Here is a 21,450-nt window from a genome sequence, read left to right as displayed (position 1 = left end):
CGGTGACCGTTGGGACCGTTGATCCCCCCAAAAGCGCCATTCACTGTCCTTTCATTGGGTTGCGGGAATGGGAGAACTAGGATAACCGTGGCGATCCATATTCAGGGTCGGAGCGCTTTCCGCTCCTCCAAGCCGCAGATTTTAAGAAGTTAAGTTCGTTTTTTTGCAATACCCGAGATCATCCGGACATCCAATTCAGAACCAGCCGAGCAAGGAGATTCGAGCGCCGATGTCAAAAGCCGTTAAGTACGCTGAGAAAGCCGCTGTATATGCCGCCAAAGGTGCCTGGGCGGTATTCGAACGCCTGAACCGCATCAGCCCCAACGATTCCTTTACTCCCAAGTGGAGCGACAAGCCGCTGCTAAAGAGCTGGCAGAAGGAAAAGCCCCCTCTGGGCTGGCCGCGTTCGACCGATTCGCTCTGCCCCAAGTGCGTTCCGGCAATCCGCCAACAGATTCTGGATGGCAAGCTGCCGCACGAAGTTTTGTTGAACGAGAAGGTAGGTGAGATCAAGGCTCAGATCATCGAGCGCGATGGAAAGATCCTGATGGTGAAGGATTGTCCCATTCACGGTCACTTCGAAGACTTGATGTCGATGGACACCGCCTTCTTCAAGCACTTGGAAGAGAGCTTCCCCGGCCGCGATATGCGCGCCCACAATGACGAGAAACTGCACAACCATGGCACCTCGACGGTGACCCATGGCCGCGGTTCGGTACTCACGATCGACCTGACCAACCGCTGCAACATGATGTGCGACCCGTGCTTCATGGATGCGAACCAGGTAGGCTTCGTTCACGAGCTGACCTGGGATGAGATCAAGCTGATGCTTGACAATGCCATCACCATCAAGCCGCGCCGCCAGATGTCGGTGCAGTTCTCTGGTGGCGAGCCAACGCTGTCGCCGTACTTCCTCGACGCCGTCGCATACTCCCGCAAGGTTGGTTACAACTCGGTGCAGGCTGCCTCGAACGGTATTGAGTTTGCCAAGAGCAAGGAACTCTGCCGCGCCGCCGCGGAGGCTGGTCTCCGTTACGTTTACCTTCAGTTTGACGGCATCGGCAACGCTGCTAACTCGCACCGCAAGGTCGGCAACCTGTTTGACGTGAAGCTGCAGGCAATCAATAACCTGCATGAAGCCGGTGTGGACATCGTTCCGGTGACCACCATCATCAACGGCATCAACAACGAGCAGGTCGGCCGCATCATTCAGTTCGCGCTCGACAATCCGAAGACGATCAGCTTCCTGAGCTTCCAGCCGGTTTCGTTCACAGGCCGCGACGAAGATATTTCAGATGAGCGCCGCCATGCGCAGCGTTACACACTGAGCCATCTGGCGCATGACGTCAAGAGCCAGACTGGCCTTGGCGAGCCGGCGCGCGACTGGTTCCCGATCAGCTTCATGAGCACCTTCTCCGACTGGGCCGACCTGATTCATGGGCCTGCCGCCGAGTGGGGGCAGCTCTCCTGCGGATGCCACCCGAACTGTGGCATCGGCACGGCGCTGATGATCGACAAGGAAACTAAGGAAGCGGCACCGGTGCCGGCCTTCCTCAAGATCGATCAGGTTGCCAGAGATCTGGCAAAGGTCAATGATGCGGCACGAGGTAAATTCCTGAGCGTACTCGGCTTCGGACTGGCCCTGCTCCGCAACTACGATCCGTTCCAGGCTCCTACCCACTTCCGCATCTCCGACATGATGAAGAAGATGGACAAGACCTTCGGAGCAACCGGCCGTAACTACGGCTCCGTCAAGGGCGACCGTACGCTGGACGATATCAAGAAGCGCCGCGCAGACCGCTGGAACTTCCTGTTCATCGCAGGCATGTGGTTCCAGGATCTGTTCAACTATGACTTCCGCCGCACCGAGCAGTGCATCATTCCGTACGCGACGCAGGAAGGCGAGATCAGCTTCTGCGCGTACAACACGGGCATCGGCTGGCGCAACATCATTGAGAAGATGCACATGACGGCCACGCTCACCAAGTGGTATGACGAGCATGGACGCCATGAGATCTTCGCTGGCGGCAAGAAGGTCGGCATGGGCGAGCAGGGCCATAAGCTCGCACTGAACATGGAGCACGTCAACTCCGAAGCTAACCACACGCTGGACGAGCTCGGCATCGCCAAGAACGCCCGCGAAGAGAAGATCCGCGCCCGCGACGAGAAGTTGAAGCAGGATGCGGAAAACGCCAAGATGGCTCGTCTCTACCGCGAGCACGTCCTCGGCGAGAAGCCGGTCGAGGGTCTGGTTCGCTTGGATGCGATTGCTCCGGCCAAGCCTGCGGCGCAGCGCATCGAAGAGCAGGAACCGGTTGCCGGGGACTGATTTCGAAGCAGCTTAAGCTAACAAAAAGAGCTGCCCCGAAGGGCGGCTCTTTTTGTTAGCTTCACGCACCGTCAGGCATTTGCTGGCAATGTGAGAGAGCAGCAGATTCTCTGCAGAAATAGCTGCAGGACGGGCAAGAGTAAACGCAGATTGGACTAGACGAGCGGATGACAAATGCAAAGCTGGATTTATCGATGTCTAAATACGGACGAGCGGCCTAGAGGCCGCCCTTTTTGAAGATATCTTCCGCGAGGTAGTTATGGACTTTGGCGTCGTCATAGAGCATCTCGATGTAAGCCTGCTGCAGCAACTGCTGATGGTTGTTGCGCAGTAGTTGCCGGATACTTTGGCGGACATTCGGATTATTCAGTTCGCGCTGACCTGCAGGCCGTTTCTCGATGAGCAGATAGATGGCGTACCCTGTCGTCTTGCGGCTGCTGCCTTCGCCTTGAAACGTGGGCAGCACATCCGTGGCCTGACCGGCTTTGAGCTTATCAATGGCGTTGAAGACATCCGGGATTTCTCGCAGTTGAGACTCAGGGATGAAGCCAATGTCTCCACCGCTAGGGCTAGAGGTGGAATCCTCGGAAAATTGCGCTGCGAGTGAGTAGAAATCCGCTCCTGAGTCGAGTCGGCTGCGTAGTAACTGGATCTTCTTTTTAGCCTCCGCATCGTTGGTGGCCTTGTTGTTCTGCAGGTTCGCTACCTGCTTGGAAGGCTGATTAGAGACAACGATACGAGCAAGATGATAATCGGGCTCGATGAGGTTGAAATCGGACTTATGCGCATTGTAGTAGTTGCTGATGTCGGCATCGGTGACGTTGATCTTCGACTCGATTTCCTTATTCATCAGCTTTGATCGTGTCAGATCGTTGCGGATGTCGCGGCGCAGATCCTGCAGGGTCTCATTGCGCTCCTTGAGCTTCTGGTCGAACTCCTCTTGCGTGTAAGGGGACTTCATGTCCGTCACCTTGGCATCGACTTCTTCATCCGTGGCGACGAGATTGAGCTTTGCGGCGCGTTGCTGCAGGATTTCGTTTTCAATCAGGCTGTGGAGAAACTGCAAGCGCTTGACGCCTTCCTCTTCCCGCGAGAGGGGCGGCGCACTGGGATCCACAGACTGCTTGTAAACGCGGTCCAGTTCCGAGACAGGGATCTCTTTCCCATTGACGGTAGCGATCACGTTAGCCGAGGGCGAGCGATGGCATCCCGCAACGCCGAGGACTAGAGCAAGTGAAACAACCCCTGCGGCCTTACGCGCGGCAGGGAAAGAGCAGGTTCGATACATATCTGAAGCTGACGGCAAACCGAGATCTCCGGGCTGGCACTCTCATTTGACGCAGCCTCAGTCTTTTAGGATAAATCCCCGGCCTGCCGTGCGGAAACCCGCTTCTGCCTAGTGGCCCAACGTCGGTGCAGGAGCTGACGGCGATTCGGCTGGTGGCGGCTCGACTCCGGCTGCGCGCAAGGCGCGGTCGATTGCCGCCCAGACCTGCGGCAGAGGCTGTGCTCCATCAATGTGCTCGCCGTCGATGAAGAGATATGGCGTACCCTCGATGCCCAGGTCTTCGGCCTCTTTCATCGAGGCTCGGACCACGGTTTCATCCTGCTTCTGAACGCAGGCATCGAGCTTGGCCGAGTCGAGTTTAAAGATTTTGCCCTGTTCACGGGCGATCTTGTCGAGTGTTTCGTAGCTCTTCTTCACGTCGCGGTCCGGGCCGGTGACTTCCTGCCCATGGGCGTGCAGGTAATCCACGTAGCCCCAATAAGCGTTGCCATTCTGCGCCGCGATGCAGTTAGCGTTTATAGCGGCATGCAGAGCCCACGGGTGAATCTCAACCAACGGGTCATCTTTATAGATGAATCGCACCTTGCCTTTGTAGTGCTCCAGAGTCTCAGGAAAGAGCTGCTGGTGCATGCGCGCGCAATAAGGACACTCAAGATCGTCGAAAGTGATGACCGTGACTTTGGCATCGGGATTGCCGCGGATCGGGCGATTGTCCACCGGGATATGCTGGCCGGCAATATTGTTCAGGTCGAACTTTTCCATCCGGGCCAAGGTGTTGTTGTCCTTCGAAATGAGGAAGTGCGAGGTGTTTGCGTTGCCGTTGTGAGAGATGGTGATGGTCAGCGCATCGAAGCCCGGAAGATCGCTGGGGCTCCGTGTGCCAACTTTCACGTCGTACTCCGAAGGAATATTGAACTGGCTGCGAACCTCAACCTCGATCTTGCGAACAAGAGCCGGGTCCTGAATGGCAGTGCCTGCCGGCGGTATCTGGGCTTTGCAGCCAACGGTGGCAACGAGCGAGAGAGCGGCAAGAAGCGGTGCCGAGAACAAAGAGAAATGATACAAGCAGATACCTTCCTGATTTCATTATCGCAGGAATCGGAAAAGGCTTTGCCAAAGAAACATGCAAGATTACCAGCAAGTGGCGCAGAGGTTAGCAGTAAGAATGGCCCGGTCGGCTGTGACAAGCTGGCGGCCAGTTTCAATTGCTGTGGTGACGATGATGCGGTCCATCGGATCGCCGTGAAAAGGATTAGCCAGTAAGGCAGCGCGTTCCGCGATATTTCCGTCGATAGGCAAAATCACAAACCGGCGTTTGATCTCTTCGAGGAAATTTTCGGGTGCAACATCGGCAATTAGACGTCCCTGCCGGATAAGCCATGCCAATTCATATAGGCTGGCCGCAGACAAAGCTATTCTGTCTCGATTTAATGAAGCTGCGCGAATCGCTTCCCTGGATGCATCCGACAGTTTCTGCGGTTGGTAGCCAAGCCACCAGATAATGTGTGTATCAAGAAGAAGAGATATGCTGCTCAAACGCTTTCCTCTCCCTCGTCAACGATTTGCAGGTGAGACCATTCCTCGGCTGGAATAATCGGACCGACGATATCGCCCGCGTGCGCGCCTTGGGAATGCATAAAGCCAAAAATATCGTTTTCTTGCGTTTGATGTTTACGAGCGATCTTCGCTGGTCCGATGCGCACAACGGGTTTGCCTCGTTTCGTAACCACGATCACTTCTCCTGTCGATTCAACCTCATCCATGAGCGCGAGGCACTTGGCCTTGAACTCACCTGCAGGGATTGTACGCATGGTAAACCTCACCAAATGACCATGGTCATGTGACCATGTCTGATTATACCACCGATCTCGGCGGCAAATTAGACTTCGGCAGGGCATGGAAGGAGTGGTAATCTCCCCCCATGCTTGCCACAGTTGATTTGCTTCGCCGGGGCCACCGGATTGGGAATTCCGTTGTTGCCGTTGCCTTTACCCTCGCCGCTACGCTGCTAGCCGGCTCAATGGGAGCCGTCGCTCAAGCGCCGGCAAAGCGAGCCATCACGCTCGACGATCTGGGAAAAATCGGCCGGGTTGGATCGCCGGTAATTTCTGCCGATGGCCAATGGCTGATCTATTCCGTTTCGCACCCCGATTTCAAAGAGGATAAGGGCCACTCCGATTTATGGATCGAGCGCTGGGACGGTTCAGACAACCGTCAGATCACCTTCGGCAAAGAAGGGGCGTCGCATCCTGAGTTCAGTCCTGATGGCAAGTACATCTCGTTCCTCTCGTCGCGAACCGGCCCGGCGAAGGGCAACCAGGTCTGGTTGATGAGCCGGTCAGGGGGCGAGCCGGAGCAGTTCACGGCGATCAAAGACTATGAGCTTGAGGACTACACCTGGTCGCCTGATTCGAAGCGTCTGCTGTTGACACTGCAGCCAAAGGACGAGCCTGACGCAGAGGATGGCAAACCCGTTCCTCCGAAGCCGATTGTGATTGATCGCTATCACTTCAAGCAGGATGTAGAGGGCTATCTACGCGACGATGAGCGTAGCGCGCTCTATCTGTATGACATCGAGGCGAAGAAATTTGACAAGCTCACGATCGACAAAAATGTCGATGAGGAAGATGCCGTATGGTCGCCGGATGGACAGTCGATAGCCTTTGTGAGTAACCACGATGCTGATCCTGACCGCACCTATAACAGCGACGTCTTCGTGGCTGCGGCTAAGGCGGGATCAACCGCAAAGAAGTTGACGGCATGGGATGGACAGGATGGCGGCCATCTTGCCTGGTCTCCGGACGGCAAGTCGATCGCCTATACGCAGGGTGCGGGAGCCGCGCTTGCGCTCTATAGCCAGGGAAAAGCGGCGGTTGTCACGCTTGACGGCAAGGTAACTTATCCCGCAGCAAAGTATGACCGCGCCATGAACCAGCCGTGCTGGCTGCCGGATGGCAAGCTGCTGTACCTCGCCAGCGATGATCGATCAGAGTATCCAGCAGAGGTGGAGCAGAACGGCGACAGTGCGCAGCGGCTGCTGGCTGAGCCCGGCGCGGCTATGGGCATGGTCTGCAAAGGCGACCACATCGCGTTGCTGCACAGCGATGACACGCACATGCCGGAGCTTTTCGCACTCGAAGGCCATTCGTTACGGCAGCTTACAAGCGTCAATGCAAAGCTTGAAGCTGAGCTCAATCTGGCCTCCACGCAGGACATCACTTCGAAGAGCAAGGATGGCACAGAAGTTCATGGATTGCTGACCACGCCGCTCGGATACAAGCCTGGAGAAAAAGTGCCGATGATCCTGTTCATTCATGGCGGGCCGAACGGCCAGGATGCGCATTCATTCTCGTTCGACCGACAGTGGTTTGTAGCTAACGGCTACGCATTTCTCAACGTGAACTATCGTGGCAGCGCCGGGCGCGGGCAGGACTACGCCAAGGCCATCTTTGCCGACTGGGGCCATCTGGAAGTGATGGATCTGCTCGGCGCGGTCGATCAGGTGGTCAGCATGGGCGTTGCCGATCCAAACAAGCTCGGCATTGGCGGATGGAGCTATGGCGGCATCCTGACCGATTACACGACAGCATCGACAGACCGCTTCAAAGGCGCATCGAGCGGAGCAGGCATGGCCGCGCCGCTATCCTTCTTTGGCGTCGATGAATACATCAAGCAGTATGCCTACGAGCTTGGCGTGCCTTGGAAAAACAAAGATTTGTACATCAAACTGAGCTACCCGCTGCTCGAGGCTGATAAGCGTATGCACACCCCGACGCTCTACATGGGCGGCACAAGCGACTTTAATGTGCCTCTGGTTGGCGGCGAGCAAATGTATCAGACGCTGCGCGCGCTCAATGTGCCGACAGAGCTGATCGTGTATCCGGGACAGTTTCACGGATTCACCCGGCCCAGCTTTATCCGCGACCGCTACGAGCGGTGGATGGCATGGTATGACCACTACGTGAAGGGGCTAAATGTTCCGGCGACGCCTGCACCGAAACCGGCGGCCAAGCCAGAAGAAAAGAAACAAACGGGACAATAGTCGCGAAAACGCGCGAGACTGGAGATATGGGGAGCGATTTCCGGCCCGTCTCGCGCGAAAACATCGAAGCTCTGTGGTTGCAGCTTGAAGAGCGGGCTGCCGCGCCTGGGTTCGACCGCCGCGCCGGAATCTTCGGTCCCGGTTCTGTCAGTTGGCGAGTCAACCGTGAGTCGGCGCTATTTCTCGGCGCTGGCCGTGCAGCGCTGCTGCAGCTGGCGCATCCATGGGTTGCGGCCTCGCTCGATCAGCACTCCACGCTTCGAGCAGATCCGCTAGCGCGGTTCCACAATACATTCCGCATCGTCTTCACCATGGTCTTCGGCAGCTTCGAGCAGGCCATGGCAGCCTCGCATCATCTCTACCGGCTGCATACGCATATTGAGGGTGAGCTTGCCACGGATATAGGCACGTACCATCGGGGCTCGCGTTACATGGCCAATGAAGTGAATGCGCTGCTGTGGGTCTTTGCGACGCTGATTGATAGTGCCCTGCTGGCGTATGAAAGTGTGCTGGCTCCGCTGAGCGATGTAGAACGCGAAGCGTACTACACCGAAAGCAAGATGCTCGCGGCATTGTTCGGCATCCCTGCCGAAGCGATGCCTGGCGCATGGTCTGATTTTGCTCAATACATGCATGACGTGGTGGCGGGTGATCAACTTGGAGTCGATCCGGTAGCCCGGCAGATGGCAGGAGACGTGTTGCATGGGAAAGGATCATGGATTCCCGTGCCGGGATGGTATCGAGCTTTGACCGCGGCCTGGCTGCCCGATCGGATGAGAGTCGAATTTAATCTTCCATTCGATGAGAGTCAGCAACTTTCCGGGCAGCGAGCGCAGCGGTGGCTGCGGCATATCGTTCCGCGCATGCCCGCTGTGCTGCGGTTTGTAGGTCCGTATCATGAGGCGCGGAGCCGTTTGTGCGACAAGCAACCTGGACTTGCAACGCGAGCCAGTAATCGCTTCTGGATGGGTTCGGCACGGATGATGTTTGGAGAACAATAAAACTGTCTCGAAACACGGCATTGCCGAACCCTTGAAAAGGGAAAAGCGGGCATTCAACGACGCGCCAAATCAGTTACTTACCGTTCCAACGTGTTACTGTGCACCTTACTTTTGAGTAATTGTAACGAAACAATAACCGAGTTAGCCTGAGTCATCCTCGACTCAGGAACGGTATAGCATGCAGGCGATTCTCAAGAGACTTGTACGCTTTGTATTTGGACTCCAGGCGTTAACTTTTTTGCCTATGCTGCCCGCCATGATCTACCTCGTGTCGAAGCATGGGCTTCCCAATTCGCGCGTTACGCCGCAAAGCGTATATGAGGTTGGCGTGGCCCTTTCGGCGATCGGTGTCGTGTATGCTGGTGCACTCTTCACGATGCAGCGCGGCTGGCCTTCGATGCGTATCTGGGGCGTGGTCGCCAGCACGCTCAACCTGCTGTTTCTGATACCACTTCTATTCGTAAGACACTCTGCGGCTGTGAATGCGGCGTGGATCATTCCAGCGGCCGGTGCGGCAGGTCTCTATTTGTTTTTGAATTCGGACTCACGTGCGTCACTCGTCTCAGGAGCGGCAAAGACGCCCCGGATCAAGGGAGACTGCACCAACGCTGTTTTGGACGTCTTGGTGTGGCTGTTGGCTGCAGCCGCCTGGATCTATGGAGAGACGTGGTGCATTGGCTTCCTGCGCGGAAACGGCATCTGGTATCCGCATGGGCTCGTACTCTATGCGGAATATGCAGTAGTGACGCTGCTCTCCATTCTCGTGCACGAATTCGGCCATGCTTTTGGCGGATGGAGTGTCGGCATGAAGCTGCGGCTGTTTGCCTTTGGCCCTTTCAGCTGGCAAATCCGCGACGGCAAATGGGAATTCAAATTTGATTCGAGCCAGATATTCCCATCCGGCGGATTGACAGGAAATGTTCCCAGCGGGCCAGAACATCAGGTATGGCAGAGCCTGCTGATGATCGTTGCCGGTCCATCGATCAACCTGGGAACAGGACTGATTGCTGTCGGGCTTGCCGTTACTCTCGATCCCAACTCGCCAGTCAACGCAGGTGGCGCGCTGCTGATGTTCGGGATCGTTTCTCTTATTACAGGAGCAACCAATCTTCTGCCTTTTCGTACCAGGCGGCAAGGGTATTCGGATGGTGCACGGCTTCTGCAGCTTTTGAATGGCGGGCCAGCCGCGGATATCTATTTTGCTCAAAGTTTCATTTCTTCGAGTTTGGTCACATCGCTGCGCCCTGCAGATTACGATATGCAGCTCATCGAGCGTGCGGCTGCGGCGGCGCAAGGGACGCAGTTGCTGCGGTTCCGTCTCTGCGAGTGTCAGCACTATCTCGACCGGCAACAGATGGATCAGGCACGCGAGGCTCTTGCCAGGGCCGAGTTGGTTTACGAATCATCGCAGGCTTCGGTGTCAGCAAGTCTGTTGCCGAGTCTGATCTTCGCCGTGGCGTACGTGAAACGCGACGCAGCCTCCGCACGGCGCTACTGGACCGACATGGAAGAGTTGGAGCGGAAGACCAAGACCTATGTGCGGCGCAACGTGGACTACTGGATTGCCGAATGCGCGTTGCAATGGAGCGAACATAGCCTCGATGCAGCGCATACAGCTTGGCATCGCGGTGCCGCCATGGCAAATCAACTGCCGGCAGCCGGCGCGTATGATTTCGACCGGACCAAGTATCTGCTGATGCAGAAAGAGCTGGATCAGTACTCGGCTAAGTTTTCCATTATGGGGTCAGTTCCTCAGGCCGCGCAGCCGGCCTGGGACACGGCATTTTGAGTAGACGTTACAATTAGGTTGATGGAACTGGTTCAGATCGAGCCTGCGCGCAAGACGCCTGCGCCAAAGCCGGAGTGGCTGAAGGCGCGTGCACCCATGGGCGAGAACTATCACAGTCTAAAGCAGTTGGCGCGGTCGCTGGGCCTGCATACGGTATGCGAGAGCGCGCACTGCCCGAACATCGGCGAGTGTTGGCAGCACAAGACAGCTACGTTCATGATGCTGGGCAATCTCTGCACGCGCCGCTGTGGATTCTGCGCAGTTCCCAAAGGCCGTCCCGAGCCGATCGATTTTGATGAACCGCGCCGCGTCGCCGAGGCTGTCGCAACCCTCGGCCTGCAGCACGCCGTGATCACCAGCGTGAACCGCGATGACGATCTGGTTGGCGGTGCTCGCGCCTTTGCCATGGTGATCGAAGAGATCCGCAAGCAGGCGCCGGGCTGCCGGGTCGAAGTACTTATCCCTGACTTTCAGGGCAATGAGGAAGCGATCCAGGTGGTCGTCGATGCGAAGCCGGAAGTGCTGAACCACAACACCGAATCAGTGCCGCGCCTCTATCGCGTGGTGCGTTCCGGTGCGCGCTACGAACGCACGCTGCGGCTGCTTGCATACGCCAAGGAGCTGAATCCGAGCGGCATTACCAAGTCAGGCGTGATGGTCGGTCTCGGCGAAGAGACGCATGAATTGCTCGATGTCTTCCGCGATCTGGCCGCGGTGCACTGCGACATTCTGACCATCGGCCAATATCTGCGCCCCTCGCGTGATCACCTGCCGATGACGCGGATCTACGCGCCGCAGGAGTTTGCCGAGCTTAAAGCCGAAGCGCTAAAGATGGGCTTTCGCCATGTGGAATCAGGGCCACTGGTGCGCTCAAGCTACCACGCGCATGAGCAGGCGGCTTCGACCGGGCTGCGGGTGCTGGCGTAAACGCTTGTCCCTCCAGGCATGGTTGATTTGTGCCGTTCGATTCTGCGGTTGATTTCTCCTGATAACTCCTTGTTCCGAGGGCAACGTCATTCGGTGTGGTCTGCTCAGCTTTAAGCGATTAATTCTTAAATAACAGTCCTTATATGCTTAAGGTTATTAAGTAAAAGCTACATTTTTCCTTTGAAGCGCCCTTTTCGCTGCTATTGCAGCAGGCCTATGCTTTTTACGGTGCCAATGGCATGGCCGGGAAATGATTTCCTCGCGTTCCCTGATGCGATCCCCGGTAAGGAGGTTTTGGCATGAGCGCAGCGCAGCAACCAGTTTCCACGCAGTTTCCAGGGCGCTTTCCTTCAGAGTCCGCAATGGAAAAGCAAGACTTTCTGCCTCTGAACGGGACCGACCACGTTGAGTTTTATGTCGGCAATGCGCGTCAGGCCGCATATTTTTACCGCGTAGCGTTTGGTATGTCGTTAGTCGCGTATGCAGGGCCGGAGACCGGACAGCATGACTACGCCTCTTACGTTGTGCAGCAGGGCAAGATTCGATTTGTGCTCACCACTCCGCTCAGGAGCGCTCATCCGATAGCGCAGCATGTTCATCGTCACGGAGATGCCGTCCGTGTAGTTGCGCTGTGGGTGGACGATGCGCGCAAAGCCTGGCAGGAGACGACGGCTCGCGGCGCCATCAGTTTCGAAGAGCCCCGCGTGCTGGCCGACGAGTATGGAGAAGTTGTTCTATCTAGCATCCGTGCTTACGGCGACACGATCCATGCCTTTGTAGAGCGGAAGAATTATTCAGGCCCGTTCTTGCCGGGATATCGAGCGATTGAGAGCGATCCTGTAGCAAGACCGACAGGCCTGTTGCATGTCGATCACATGGTGGGCAATGTTGGCTGGCACGAAATGGATAAGTGGGTCGATTTTTACTCCAAGGTGATGGGCTTCTCACTCTACCAGCACTTTGACGATAAGGATATTTCCACCGATTACTCGGCGCTCATGTCAAAGGTGATGGCAAATGACAACGGGTTTGTTAAGTTCCCAATCAACGAGCCGGCGGAGGGCAAGCGCAAATCGCAGGTAGAGGAATATCTGGACTTCTTTCCGGGGCCGGGCGTGCAGCACATTGCGCTGGCGACCAATGACATTCTGCATACAGTGAACCGGCTGCACGAACAGGGCGTAGAGTTTCTGCGCGTTCCGCACACGTATTACACGGAACTACAGGGCCGTGTCGGCAACATTGACGAGCCGCTTGAAGAACTGGAAGAGCTTGGGATTCTTGTGGACCGTGATGATGAGGGATACATGCTGCAAATCTTTACGCGGCCGGTGGAAGACAGGCCGACGCTGTTCTTTGAAATTATTCAGCGCCGCGGAAGCAGGAGCTTTGGCAAGGGCAATTTCAAGGCGCTGTTTGAGGCCATCGAACGCGAGCAACAGGCGCGCGGAAATCTGTAGTCGAGCTTGTTGCTGAGCTTTTAATACAGGAGGATGCAATGCGTACGGAAGTGCTTTCGGCAGCAGAGCCGTATATCATTCGCCAGGACTACACAGCCTATACACAGGAGCAGCATGCGGTGTGGGCTGAGCTCGTCGAGCGCGTCTATCCAGAGCTTGAGAAGCACGCAGCCCGCGAGTATCTCGAAGGATTCCAGATCATCGGGCTGCAGCGGGATTGCCTGCCGCATCTTGGCTCGATCAGCGCCCGGCTTGAACCGAGGACAGGATGGAACTCGACACCCGTGAGTGGGTTTCTGCCCGCGCCTGCTTTTTTTGAGATGCTCGCATCAAGACGATTCCCGACGACAACCTGGTTGCGGAGCAGGGAGTCGATGGAGTACACGCCGGAGCCGGATATTTTTCACGATGTCTTCGGTCATGTGCCGATGCACGCGCATGCAGTATTTGCCGATTTCCTCGAACACTACGGACGCGTCTGCGCGGCAATCTCCGATAGCGCGGTGCTTGAAAAGCTGGGGCGGCTCTTCTGGTACACGGTAGAGTTCGGAGTGATCCGGCAGAGCGGCGAGATCAAGGTATATGGCAGCGGACTCATCAGCTCGCATGGAGAGTGCACGAACGTAGTCAGCGGAGGCTGCGCTATTCGCGACCTCACACTGGATGAAGTGCTGCAGACGCCAGTGAAGGTGGATGAGCTGCATAAGCTGCTGTTTGCCATCGATAGCTTCGATCAGATATACGACGCAATGCGCGAAGCAGAACGGCGCGCGATGCGCGGCAGGTTGTGAGGGTTCTTGTAATGGCAAAAGAGATTCGTTATCAATCGGGATTCGGCAATGAGTTTGCGACGGAGGCGGTAGCGGGAGGATTGCCGCAGGGGCAGAACGCGCCGCAGAAGCATCCGTTGGGGCTGTACACCGAGCAGTTCAGCGGCACACCGTTTACCGCGCCGCGGGCAACAAACCGCAGGACGTGGACATATCGCATACGGCCTTCCGTAACTCACAGACCGTATGAAGAGAGCGGGATGGGAATGATTCGCAGTGGGCCATTCAATGAGACGCCAACTACGCCGAATCAGCTTCGTTGGAATCCGCTGCCGATGCCAGAAAAGAAAACGGACTTTATAGACGGCGTTGTCACACTGGGCGGAAACGGCGATCCGGCGATGCAGACTGGCCTTGCGATTCATCTATACGCCGCGAATGCATCCATGGAGAACAGATTCTTCTACAGCGCAGACGGTGAGTTTCTCATTGTGCCGCAGATGGGCGCGCTGCGCATTCACACAGAATTGGGGATTCTCGAAGTTGCGCCGGGCGAGATTTGTGTGATTCCACGCGGCGTGAAGTATCGCGTCGTCCTCATGGAAAAAGAGGCGCGCGGATACATCTGCGAGAACTATGGACCCACTTTCCGGTTGCCGGAGCTTGGGCCGATCGGCGCGAATGGATTAGCGAATCCACGTGACTTTCAGGCCCCCGTTGCTGCCTACGAGGATCGCGAAGGGGAGTTTCACATCACAGCGAAGTTCCTGGGTCGGCTGTGGTCGGCGGCCATTGATCACTCGCCATTGGATGTAGTGGCATGGCACGGAAACTATGCGCCTTACAAATATGATCTCTCGCTGTTTAACTGCATCAACACTGTGTCATTCGATCATCCCGATCCTTCGATCTATACGGTACTGAGCTCGCCTTCCGCGATTCCCGGAACGGCGAACTGCGACTTCGCCATCTTCCCGCCGCGGTGGATGGTCGCGGAGCATACCTTCCGGCCACCGTGGTTTCATCGCAACATGATGAACGAATTCATGGGCCTCGTGTCTGGCGCTTATGATGCAAAGGCAGAAGGATTTGTTCCCGGTGGAGCGAGCCTGCACAACTGCATGTCCGGGCATGGGCCCGATGCCGAAACATTTGAGCGCGCCAGCAATGCCGACCTCAAGCCTCAATACCTTGCCAACACACTGGCATTCATGTTTGAGACACAGCTTGTCGTGCGCCCCACTGAATTTGCCATGAGCACAAGCATTTTGCAGCATGAGTACTTCGAGTGCTGGCAGGGGTTAAAGAAACACTTTCATGCCAAATGAATCAGCGATAAAGACGCAGCCTCGCACTATGGAGTGCGCGCTCGATGGTCTGTTCGATTACGCAGGAATGTTTCCACCGGCAGAGCGTGACCTGCGCACTGCACTCCACGAGTATCTCGCGCATAGGCACGAAAACCATGCATGCGCGCTGGGCTGCATGGTGGTCGATGTCAATACGTTAACTGTGCTGCAAAGCGAAGCCCGAGACAAGATACACGACCTGCAGTTAAGCGTGATCGCAACAAGTGAAAATCTCGAAATGGTCCGGCATTATCTTAAAGAGGGCCTGCCAATCGGGATGGTTGAGATAAAAGCGGCGGATCGTGGCAAAATCATGCATCTGAAGGAGCATCTTCCTAAAGATGTCTCGGCTTACGTTGAAGTGTCTGTGGAATTTAGAGACGCAAGTATCCTCGACGCCATAAACGAAGCAGGACTGCGTGCAAAGCTGAGGATGGGCGGCGTGGTTGCCGAAGCATTTCCATCGGCAGCATCTGTGGCCGCGATGCTCAAGATGCTTGCGGAAAGAAGGATGGCGTTCAAAGCAACGGCAGGGCTGCATCATCCGCTACGATCTCGGCATCGCTTCACCTACCAGCCGAACAGCGACTCTGGCTTAATGCATGGTTTTATCAATTTGCTCTGCGCTTCGGCACTTCTCTGGTTTGGCGGCGATATTCACGAAGCAACGCAGTTGCTTGAGGAGCAGTCGCCGCAGGCCTTTCGCATAACGGCTGATGCGATCCGATGGCGCTCATGGGAATGGAGCGCAAATCAACTGCGAGAGGTGCGCGAGCGTTTTCTCATGAGTATCGGTTCATGCTCCTTTACCGAACCGATAAGAGACCTAGAGGCGTTTGGATGGCTGTGAAAAGCTGGCTCGCCTCGGCGAACGAACTCGATTCGGATTTTCCTATCCAAAATCTGCCGTATGGTGTGTTTCGTTACCGCGGCCAGACACACATCGGCATAGCCATCGGCGATCAGATCCTTGATTTGGACGCATGCGTATCCAGCGGCTTGTTCAAGAGCCTGCCGGAAGAAATACAGCGCGCCTGCCAGTCGGAGATGCTGAACGAACTCATGGCGCTCGGACCAGACGCCTGGTCCGAGCTGCGTATGCTTGTCACATCGCTATTAGACACGCAGGGTGCAAGTGGCGAAACGCAGGCGCACACAGAAGCAGCACTGCTACCCATAAGTGATGCGACGATGCAGCTTCCGGCTCAAATCGGCGACTACACCGATTTCTACGCATCCATCGATCACGCGACGCGCGTAGGCAAGCTGTTTCGTCCGGATAATCCACTGCTGCCGAACTACAAACATATACCGATCGGATACCACGGACGCGCTTCGTCAATCGTTATCAGCGGGTGCGATATCTGCCGCCCGTGTGGGCAAACGAAAGCGCCTGAGGCTGAGCCAACATTCGGCCCAGCAAAATCGCTGGATTACGAGTTGGAAGTCGGCATTTTTATTGGCCCCGGAAACCTGCTTGGAGAGTCAATCTCTATCGACGAGGCTGAGCGCCATATCTTCGGTCTATGCCTCGTAAACGACTGGTCCGCGCGCGATATGCAGACGTGGGAGTATCAGCCGTTGGGTCCGTTTCTGGCAAAGAGCTTTGCAACGACAATTTCTCCATGGGTAGTGCCGCTGGAGGCCTTGGCTCCGTATCGTGTTCCGGCGCGCAAACGCGCAGAGGGCGCTCCCGATCCGCTCAGCTATTTGAAAAGTTCGCATGAAGAAAGCGATGGAATCGATCTCACGCTCGAGGTGTATCTTGATTCGCGGAAAATGCGCGAGGCGGGCATAAAGCCGGAGCGGCTAAGCTGCGGTAACCTGCGGGATTTGTACTGGAGCATTGCCCAGCTCGTAACGCATCACACGAGCAACGGATGCAATCTGCGCGCGGGCGATCTGCTGGCGACCGGAACGGTATCGGGGCCGGAGGAAGGATCGGAGGGATGCCTTCTAGAAATGCGTCACCGTGCGCAGCCCTTGCGCGTGGCCACAGGAGAACAACGGACGTTTCTGCAAGATGGAGACCGGGTCATTCTGCGCGCCTTCGCGCAGAAACCGGGCTTGCCTCGGATCGGATTCGGCGAATGCACCGGAACCATAACGAAGGCCATAATTAAGCAGTAACGATGCTCATGCGAGCATCGACGCATCACGCTATAAGGCCTCCCAGTCCCGGAAATTTTCCCCGCTGTTTCATGAAGTTCAGGATTTAGAGCCGGCAGGGAAGAAGAATTTCCACCATGCGATGACCGGGCGCACGACCTCGCGCAACTGTACCATCGTCAGAGCTTTAGTAGAATAGCCATTGGCATTTGCGCCGGGAGGGATTCCGTTCCGGACGCGGGAAGAGGAAATCAAAATGGCAGCGTCGTTAATGGCAGGACACCCCGTGCTGAAGGAACTGCACACGGATGTGAAGCGCAGGATGGATAAGGCGGTAGAGGATTTTCAGACGCACCTGATTTCGTTGCGCACAGGCCGGGCCAGCGTGCATCTGCTTGATCAGGTGCGGGTGGACTACTACGGTACGCCCACGCCGCTCAATCAGGTTGCGCAGGTTTCGGCGCCGGAACCGGGCATGATCCTGGTGCAGCCGTGGGATGCCAGCCTGGTCAAGGAGATCGAAAAGGCCCTGCGCGCGCCGGAGCATGGCTTCAATCCGCAGAATGACGGCAAAATGGTCCGCGTGCCGATTCCGCCGATGACCGAGGAGCGCCGGAAGGCCGTGGTCAAGCAGCTCAATCAGGAGCTCGAAGACCACCGCACTGCGTTGCGCAACGTGCGCCGCGATGGCAACGATCATCTGAAGAAGCTCGCCAAGGACAAGAAAATCTCCGAAGACGAAGAGAAGCGCGCACAGGAAGAAGTGCAGGGCATGCTCAACGAAGAGATCAAGCGCATGGAAGAGGCAGCCAGGAAAAAAGAAGCCGATATCATGCAGGTGTAGTCTTCGTTCTACGAAATGCAACGCAGAGGCCGCCGTACAGGCGGCCTCTATTGTCTCTAAAGCTGGCTAGGCGGATAGGATGGGTTCATTCGCATAGCAAGAGAGGTGGCATTCCTTGACGGACGAATCCCAGCACTCTTCTCGCCGGACTTTTCTCGTAGGCAGTGCCATGAGTGCGTTGGCAGCGGCATTGCAGGCGCAGACACCTTCCGGCCAGTTGCCGAACGGACAGAGCGCAACACCCGGAGCGCCGACGGCTTTCGGTACGACTCCAGCCGTGGGGCCGGAGGTATCGCCAGCGACATTAGCCGAAGCTGAGAAGCTTGTGCAGATAGAGATGACGGCAAAAGATCAGGCACAGGCGGCACTTAACTGGCGTCAGCAGATGGCTCCGCTGTACGAACGCCGCACCGGACCGAAGCATCTGGAACTGGAAGACACATTGGCGCCAGCGACGCAATGGAATCCCGTGCTTCCGGGAATGTCGCTCAATGGAGTGGACGCTTCGACCACTCTCATTACCAGCGACGATCCACATCTGCCGCTTCCCAGCAACGATGCGGACATTGCTTTCGCGCCTGTATGGCAGCTATCGCACTGGATCCGTTCGAAACAGTTAACCTCGACCCGTTTGACCGAGATTTACCTGGACCGCCTGGAGCGGTTCGACGGCAAACTGCGCTGTGTCATCACACTGACTCGCGAACGTGCGCTCCGGCACGCGCGGCAAGCCGACATCGAGATCGCGGCGGGAACGTATCTGGGGCCGCTGCATGGAATTCCGTGGGGTGCGAAAGATCTGCTCGACACCATGGGCATTCCAACAACCTACGGTGCTGAGCCGTACCGCAACCGCATCCCCGATCGCGACGCCGCAGTGGTGAGGCGGCTGGATGGCGCGGGGGCGGTGCTGGTGGCCAAGTTAAGCCTTGGTGCGTTGGCTTTGAACGATATCTGGTTTGGCGGGCAGACGATGAACCCGTGGCTGCTCGAAGAGGGCTCCTCTGGATCGAGCGCAGGGCCTGGCGCAGCGGTAGCCGCAGGGCTGGTGGGTTTTGCCATCGGAAGCGAGACGGGCGGAAGCATCGTAAGCCCCTCTATGCGTTGTGGAGTAACGGGCCTGCGTCCGACTTACGGCCGCGTGCCGCGAACCGGTGCAATGACCCTGTGCTGGTCGCTGGACAAGCTGGGTCCAATGGCGCGCGGCGTTGAGGATACGGCACTGGTGTTGAATGCGATCTCAGGTCCAGATTCCGGAGATCTGGCCAGCATTGCTGCGGCCGCCACCGGCTCGGCAAGGCTGGCTTTCAACGCGAGAACCTCACAGATGCATGATGTAACTGTCGGTTACTTTCCTCAATGGATGAAAGAGGCGCCAGCGACCCATGTGGACCGCGCTGCGTTAGAAGCGGTGAAACGGCTGGGCATGAAGCTGGTTGAAGTATCGATTCCGAACTGGCCGTATGACTCTCTCAACCTGATCCTCTTTGCCGAAGCCGCAGCAGCCTTTGAAGAGCTCACGCTGAGCGGATTAGTGGATCAACTAAAGGCGCAGACACCCGATGCCTGGCCCAACTGCTTCCGGCAGGCGCGCTTCCTCTCCGCGGTCGATTTTGTGCAGGCCGACCGCATGCGCCGCAAAGTCGCTCAGGAGATGGAACGCGTCTTCTCCCGCGTCCAACTGCTTCTCGTTCCGTCTTTGCGCGATGAGATGCTGGTGATCACCAACAACACAGGGCATCCGTCGCTGACGCTCCGAGCGGGCTTTGTCGAAGTGAGCGAGGCACGCAGCGACTGGGCTCCCGATCCGCAGCATCCATTGCCGAAGTTTTCACCGCCACGCCGTGTGCCGCATGGCGTGACGCTGATTGGCCGCCTCTTTGATGAAGGTCTGCTCTGCGAGGCTGGCTTGCTTCTCGAACGCGAGTTCGCCGTCGCCAGCCAGCGCCCGCCGGGATTCTAAATCGAGAAGTGCGAAAGTTTTAAGGGAAGATGCGGTTCAGCGTGCGCGCGAAGGGAATCGTCTCGCGCACATGATCGAGCCCGCAGATCCAAGCCACCGCACGCTCGATGCCCATGCCAAACCCCGCATGCGGCACCGAACCGTAGCGGCGCAGATCAAGATACCACTGGAAAGCCTCGAGCGGCAACTTGTGATCCTCGATGCGGCTCTTCAGCAGTTCGTAGCTATCCACCCGCTGCGATCCGCCGATGACTTCGCCGTATCCCTCAGGCGCGAGCACGTCAACGCACAGTGCATATTTCGGATTCACCGGATCGGGCTGCATGTAAAACGCCTTCACCGCTGCCGGATAGCGATGCACCATCACCGGCCTGTCGAATTGATTCGAGAGCCAGGTTTCGTCCGGCGAGCCAAAGTCGTTGCCGTATTCGAAGGGCTGCTCGAGATGGCCGTCCTTGTGCGCCTGGTTGAGCATCGCTACGGCCTCGTCATAGCTAAGTCGCGGGAAGGGCGCGTGAATTGCTTCTAGCTTCGTGATATCGCGGCCAATCGTTTCAAGGTCCAAGCGGTGTTTTGCGACCACCGACTGCACGATATGCGCGATGAAGTTCTCCGCCAGCTCCATCAGGCCGTCAAGATCGCACCACGCAACCTCCGGCTCAATCATCCAAAACTCAGTGAGATGACGGCGCGTTTTCGACTTCTCCGCGCGAAAGGTCGGGCCAAAGCTGTAGACCTTGCCCAGCGCCAGCGCGGTCGATTCGATGTACAGCTGGCCGCTTTGCGTCAGGTACGCCTCATCGCCAAAGTAGTCCACCGGAAAGAGTGTTGACGTGCCCTCGCAGGCCGCCGGGGTCAGGATCGGCGGATCGGTGCGGACAAATCCGTTGGTGTCGAAATATTCCGCTGCGGCGCGCATGATCTCCGCCCGGATGCGCAGAATCGCCGCCTGCCGCTGCGACCGCACCCAAAGATGCCGGTGCTCCATTAGGAACTCGACGCCATGTTCCTTTGGGGTGATCGGATAAGGGTTGGATTCTGGCACGCGCTGCACGACCTCAATACCCTGCACATCGAGCTCATAGCCACCTGGCGCGCGCTTGTCGGCGCGAACCTTACCTGTCACGGCAACGCTCGACTCCTGTGTGAGCCCTTTGAGAGCCTCGAAAACCTCGGGCGCAACGCCGGCTTTGTGGGCCACTCCTTGCACCGTGCCGGTGCCGTCGCGAAAGATCGGGAACAGCAGCTTGCCGCTCTCGCGAAGGTTGTAGAGCCAGGCATGCAGCGTAACGATCTGGCCGTCATGCTTGCCGAGTTCGGTAATGGTTGTCACTGGTGCGGACGAAGGGGCGAGAGATGCAGCGGAATCAGACATAAAAGGTTTTCTTTGCCCTCTCAGGATAAATGGCTGCGGGCCCTTCCGTCTCGCGCTCCGCCGCTTGTTACCTTCGCGTTGAAAGATCGCTCATGCGATCGCTGTTTTCAGCCGATGCGGTATGGGAAAGCTCATGCGGATCTCTTCGTGGCACGCGGATGGCAAATGCGTTCTGCGCGCAATGTGCTTAATCTGGCCCGAAGG

Annotated in this window: 17 protein-coding genes; 12 read left to right on the top strand and 5 right to left on the bottom strand. The window is 57.0% G+C overall.

Annotated features, from left to right (window positions below; all coding sequences use genetic code 11):
• The first annotated feature begins 229 nt into the window (after window positions 1-229).
• The gene (locus OHL22_RS07210) at window positions 230-2,329 is read left to right on the top strand and encodes a radical SAM protein (RefSeq protein WP_263334863.1); all 2,100 of its coding nucleotides are present in this window, start codon (window positions 230-232) and stop codon (window positions 2,327-2,329) included.
• A gap of 217 nt (window positions 2,330-2,546) precedes the next feature.
• Here the strand turns inward: OHL22_RS07210 and OHL22_RS07205 are convergent, their stop codons facing one another.
• The 4 genes from OHL22_RS07205 to OHL22_RS07190 form a co-directional block, all read right to left on the bottom strand.
• Window positions 2,547-3,635 carry a SurA N-terminal domain-containing protein gene (locus OHL22_RS07205; protein ID WP_263334861.1) on the bottom strand — a complete coding sequence of 363 codons (1,089 nt, stop codon included), beginning with the start codon at window positions 3,633-3,635 and terminating at the stop codon, window positions 2,547-2,549.
• A gap of 90 nt (window positions 3,636-3,725) precedes the next feature.
• Window positions 3,726-4,682, bottom strand: a complete 957-nt coding sequence (locus OHL22_RS07200; protein ID WP_263334859.1) for a DsbA family protein — start codon at window positions 4,680-4,682, stop codon at window positions 3,726-3,728.
• 66 nt (window positions 4,683-4,748) lie between these two features.
• Window positions 4,749-5,153, bottom strand: a complete 405-nt coding sequence (locus OHL22_RS07195) for a type II toxin-antitoxin system VapC family toxin (RefSeq protein ID WP_263334856.1) — start codon at window positions 5,151-5,153, stop codon at window positions 4,749-4,751.
• Window positions 5,150-5,428: a type II toxin-antitoxin system Phd/YefM family antitoxin gene (locus tag OHL22_RS07190; protein WP_263334854.1), complete on the bottom strand. Its 279-nt coding sequence runs from the start codon at window positions 5,426-5,428 to the stop codon at window positions 5,150-5,152. The genes OHL22_RS07195 and OHL22_RS07190 overlap by 4 nt, the downstream gene beginning before the upstream one ends.
• 110 nt (window positions 5,429-5,538) lie before the next feature.
• Here OHL22_RS07190 and OHL22_RS07185 point away from each other — a divergent pair, with 110 nt between their 5' ends.
• The 11 genes from OHL22_RS07185 to OHL22_RS07135 all read left to right on the top strand — a co-directional run bounded on the left by OHL22_RS07185 (window position 5,539) and on the right by OHL22_RS07135 (window position 19,871).
• Window positions 5,539-7,659 carry a S9 family peptidase gene (locus tag OHL22_RS07185; protein ID WP_263334852.1) on the top strand — a complete coding sequence of 707 codons (2,121 nt, stop codon included), beginning with the start codon at window positions 5,539-5,541 and terminating at the stop codon, window positions 7,657-7,659.
• Between the two features lie 26 nt (window positions 7,660-7,685).
• Window positions 7,686-8,660, top strand: coding sequence for an oxygenase MpaB family protein (locus tag OHL22_RS07180; protein ID WP_263334850.1), 975 nt, complete (start codon window positions 7,686-7,688; stop codon window positions 8,658-8,660).
• A 178-nt stretch (window positions 8,661-8,838) separates the two neighbouring features.
• Complete coding sequence (locus OHL22_RS07175; RefSeq protein WP_263334848.1) at window positions 8,839-10,449, top strand: M50 family metallopeptidase; 1,611 nt, start codon at window positions 8,839-8,841, stop codon at window positions 10,447-10,449.
• Between the two features lie 21 nt (window positions 10,450-10,470).
• Window positions 10,471-11,376: a lipoyl synthase gene (gene lipA / locus OHL22_RS07170; RefSeq protein ID WP_263334846.1), complete on the top strand. Its 906-nt coding sequence runs from the start codon at window positions 10,471-10,473 to the stop codon at window positions 11,374-11,376.
• Window positions 11,377-11,675: 299 nt separating this feature from the next.
• Window positions 11,676-12,836 (top strand): 4-hydroxyphenylpyruvate dioxygenase, encoded by a 1,161-nt coding sequence (gene hppD / locus OHL22_RS07165; protein ID WP_263334843.1) that lies wholly within the window; start codon window positions 11,676-11,678, stop codon window positions 12,834-12,836.
• A gap of 38 nt (window positions 12,837-12,874) precedes the next feature.
• Entirely contained in the window at window positions 12,875-13,627 is a 753-nt protein-coding gene (locus tag OHL22_RS07160) for a phenylalanine 4-monooxygenase (protein WP_263334841.1), read from the top strand.
• Window positions 13,628-13,638: 11 nt separating this feature from the next.
• Entirely contained in the window at window positions 13,639-14,934 is a 1,296-nt protein-coding gene (gene hmgA / locus OHL22_RS07155; RefSeq protein ID WP_263334839.1) for a homogentisate 1,2-dioxygenase, read from the top strand.
• Window positions 14,935-14,962: 28 nt separating this feature from the next.
• Window positions 14,963-15,805, top strand: a complete 843-nt coding sequence (locus OHL22_RS07150; RefSeq protein ID WP_263334837.1) for a hypothetical protein — start codon at window positions 14,963-14,965, stop codon at window positions 15,803-15,805.
• Entirely contained in the window at window positions 15,796-17,085 is a 1,290-nt protein-coding gene (fahA, locus tag OHL22_RS07145; RefSeq protein ID WP_263334835.1) for a fumarylacetoacetase, read from the top strand. Before OHL22_RS07150 ends, fahA begins: the two co-directional genes overlap by 10 nt.
• Window positions 17,086-17,320: 235 nt before the next feature.
• Window positions 17,321-17,908, top strand: a complete 588-nt coding sequence (gene frr, locus OHL22_RS07140; RefSeq protein WP_263334833.1) for a ribosome recycling factor — start codon at window positions 17,321-17,323, stop codon at window positions 17,906-17,908.
• 169 nt (window positions 17,909-18,077) lie between these two features.
• Window positions 18,078-19,871 carry an amidase gene (locus tag OHL22_RS07135; protein WP_263334831.1) on the top strand — a complete coding sequence of 598 codons (1,794 nt, stop codon included), beginning with the start codon at window positions 18,078-18,080 and terminating at the stop codon, window positions 19,869-19,871.
• A gap of 19 nt (window positions 19,872-19,890) precedes the next feature.
• Here OHL22_RS07135 and asnS read toward each other — a convergent pair whose 3' ends face one another.
• The gene (asnS, locus tag OHL22_RS07130) at window positions 19,891-21,246 is read right to left on the bottom strand and encodes an asparagine--tRNA ligase (protein ID WP_263334830.1); all 1,356 of its coding nucleotides are present in this window, start codon (window positions 21,244-21,246) and stop codon (window positions 19,891-19,893) included.
• Window positions 21,247-21,450: the final 204 nt, after the last annotated feature.

It is taken from the genome of Acidicapsa dinghuensis (assembly GCF_025685685.1).
In the GTDB taxonomy this organism is placed as follows: domain Bacteria; phylum Acidobacteriota; class Terriglobia; order Terriglobales; family Acidobacteriaceae; genus Acidicapsa; species Acidicapsa dinghuensis.
The sequence above is the reverse complement of the archived record's forward strand: the minus strand, read 5'-3'. Positions and strand labels throughout refer to the sequence as shown.

Coding starts and splice junctions, on each gene's coding strand:
- fahA (WP_263334835.1), top strand. CDS start 15,796: ATGGCTGTGAAAAGCTGGCTCGCCTCGGCGAACGAACTCGATTCGGAT.
- frr (WP_263334833.1), top strand. CDS start 17,321: ATGGCAGCGTCGTTAATGGCAGGACACCCCGTGCTGAAGGAACTGCAC.
- OHL22_RS07210 (WP_263334863.1), top strand. CDS start 230: ATGTCAAAAGCCGTTAAGTACGCTGAGAAAGCCGCTGTATATGCCGCC.
- lipA (WP_263334846.1), top strand. CDS start 10,471: ATGGAACTGGTTCAGATCGAGCCTGCGCGCAAGACGCCTGCGCCAAAG.
- OHL22_RS07150 (WP_263334837.1), top strand. CDS start 14,963: ATGGAGTGCGCGCTCGATGGTCTGTTCGATTACGCAGGAATGTTTCCA.
- OHL22_RS07185 (WP_263334852.1), top strand. CDS start 5,539: ATGCTTGCCACAGTTGATTTGCTTCGCCGGGGCCACCGGATTGGGAAT.
- OHL22_RS07160 (WP_263334841.1), top strand. CDS start 12,875: ATGCGTACGGAAGTGCTTTCGGCAGCAGAGCCGTATATCATTCGCCAG.
- OHL22_RS07135 (WP_263334831.1), top strand. CDS start 18,078: ATGAGTGCGTTGGCAGCGGCATTGCAGGCGCAGACACCTTCCGGCCAG.
- hmgA (WP_263334839.1), top strand. CDS start 13,639: ATGGCAAAAGAGATTCGTTATCAATCGGGATTCGGCAATGAGTTTGCG.
- asnS (WP_263334830.1), bottom strand. CDS start 21,246: ATGTCTGATTCCGCTGCATCTCTCGCCCCTTCGTCCGCACCAGTGACA.
- OHL22_RS07180 (WP_263334850.1), top strand. CDS start 7,686: ATGGGGAGCGATTTCCGGCCCGTCTCGCGCGAAAACATCGAAGCTCTG.
- OHL22_RS07175 (WP_263334848.1), top strand. CDS start 8,839: ATGCAGGCGATTCTCAAGAGACTTGTACGCTTTGTATTTGGACTCCAG.
- OHL22_RS07190 (WP_263334854.1), bottom strand. CDS start 5,428: ATGCGTACAATCCCTGCAGGTGAGTTCAAGGCCAAGTGCCTCGCGCTC.
- hppD (WP_263334843.1), top strand. CDS start 11,676: ATGAGCGCAGCGCAGCAACCAGTTTCCACGCAGTTTCCAGGGCGCTTT.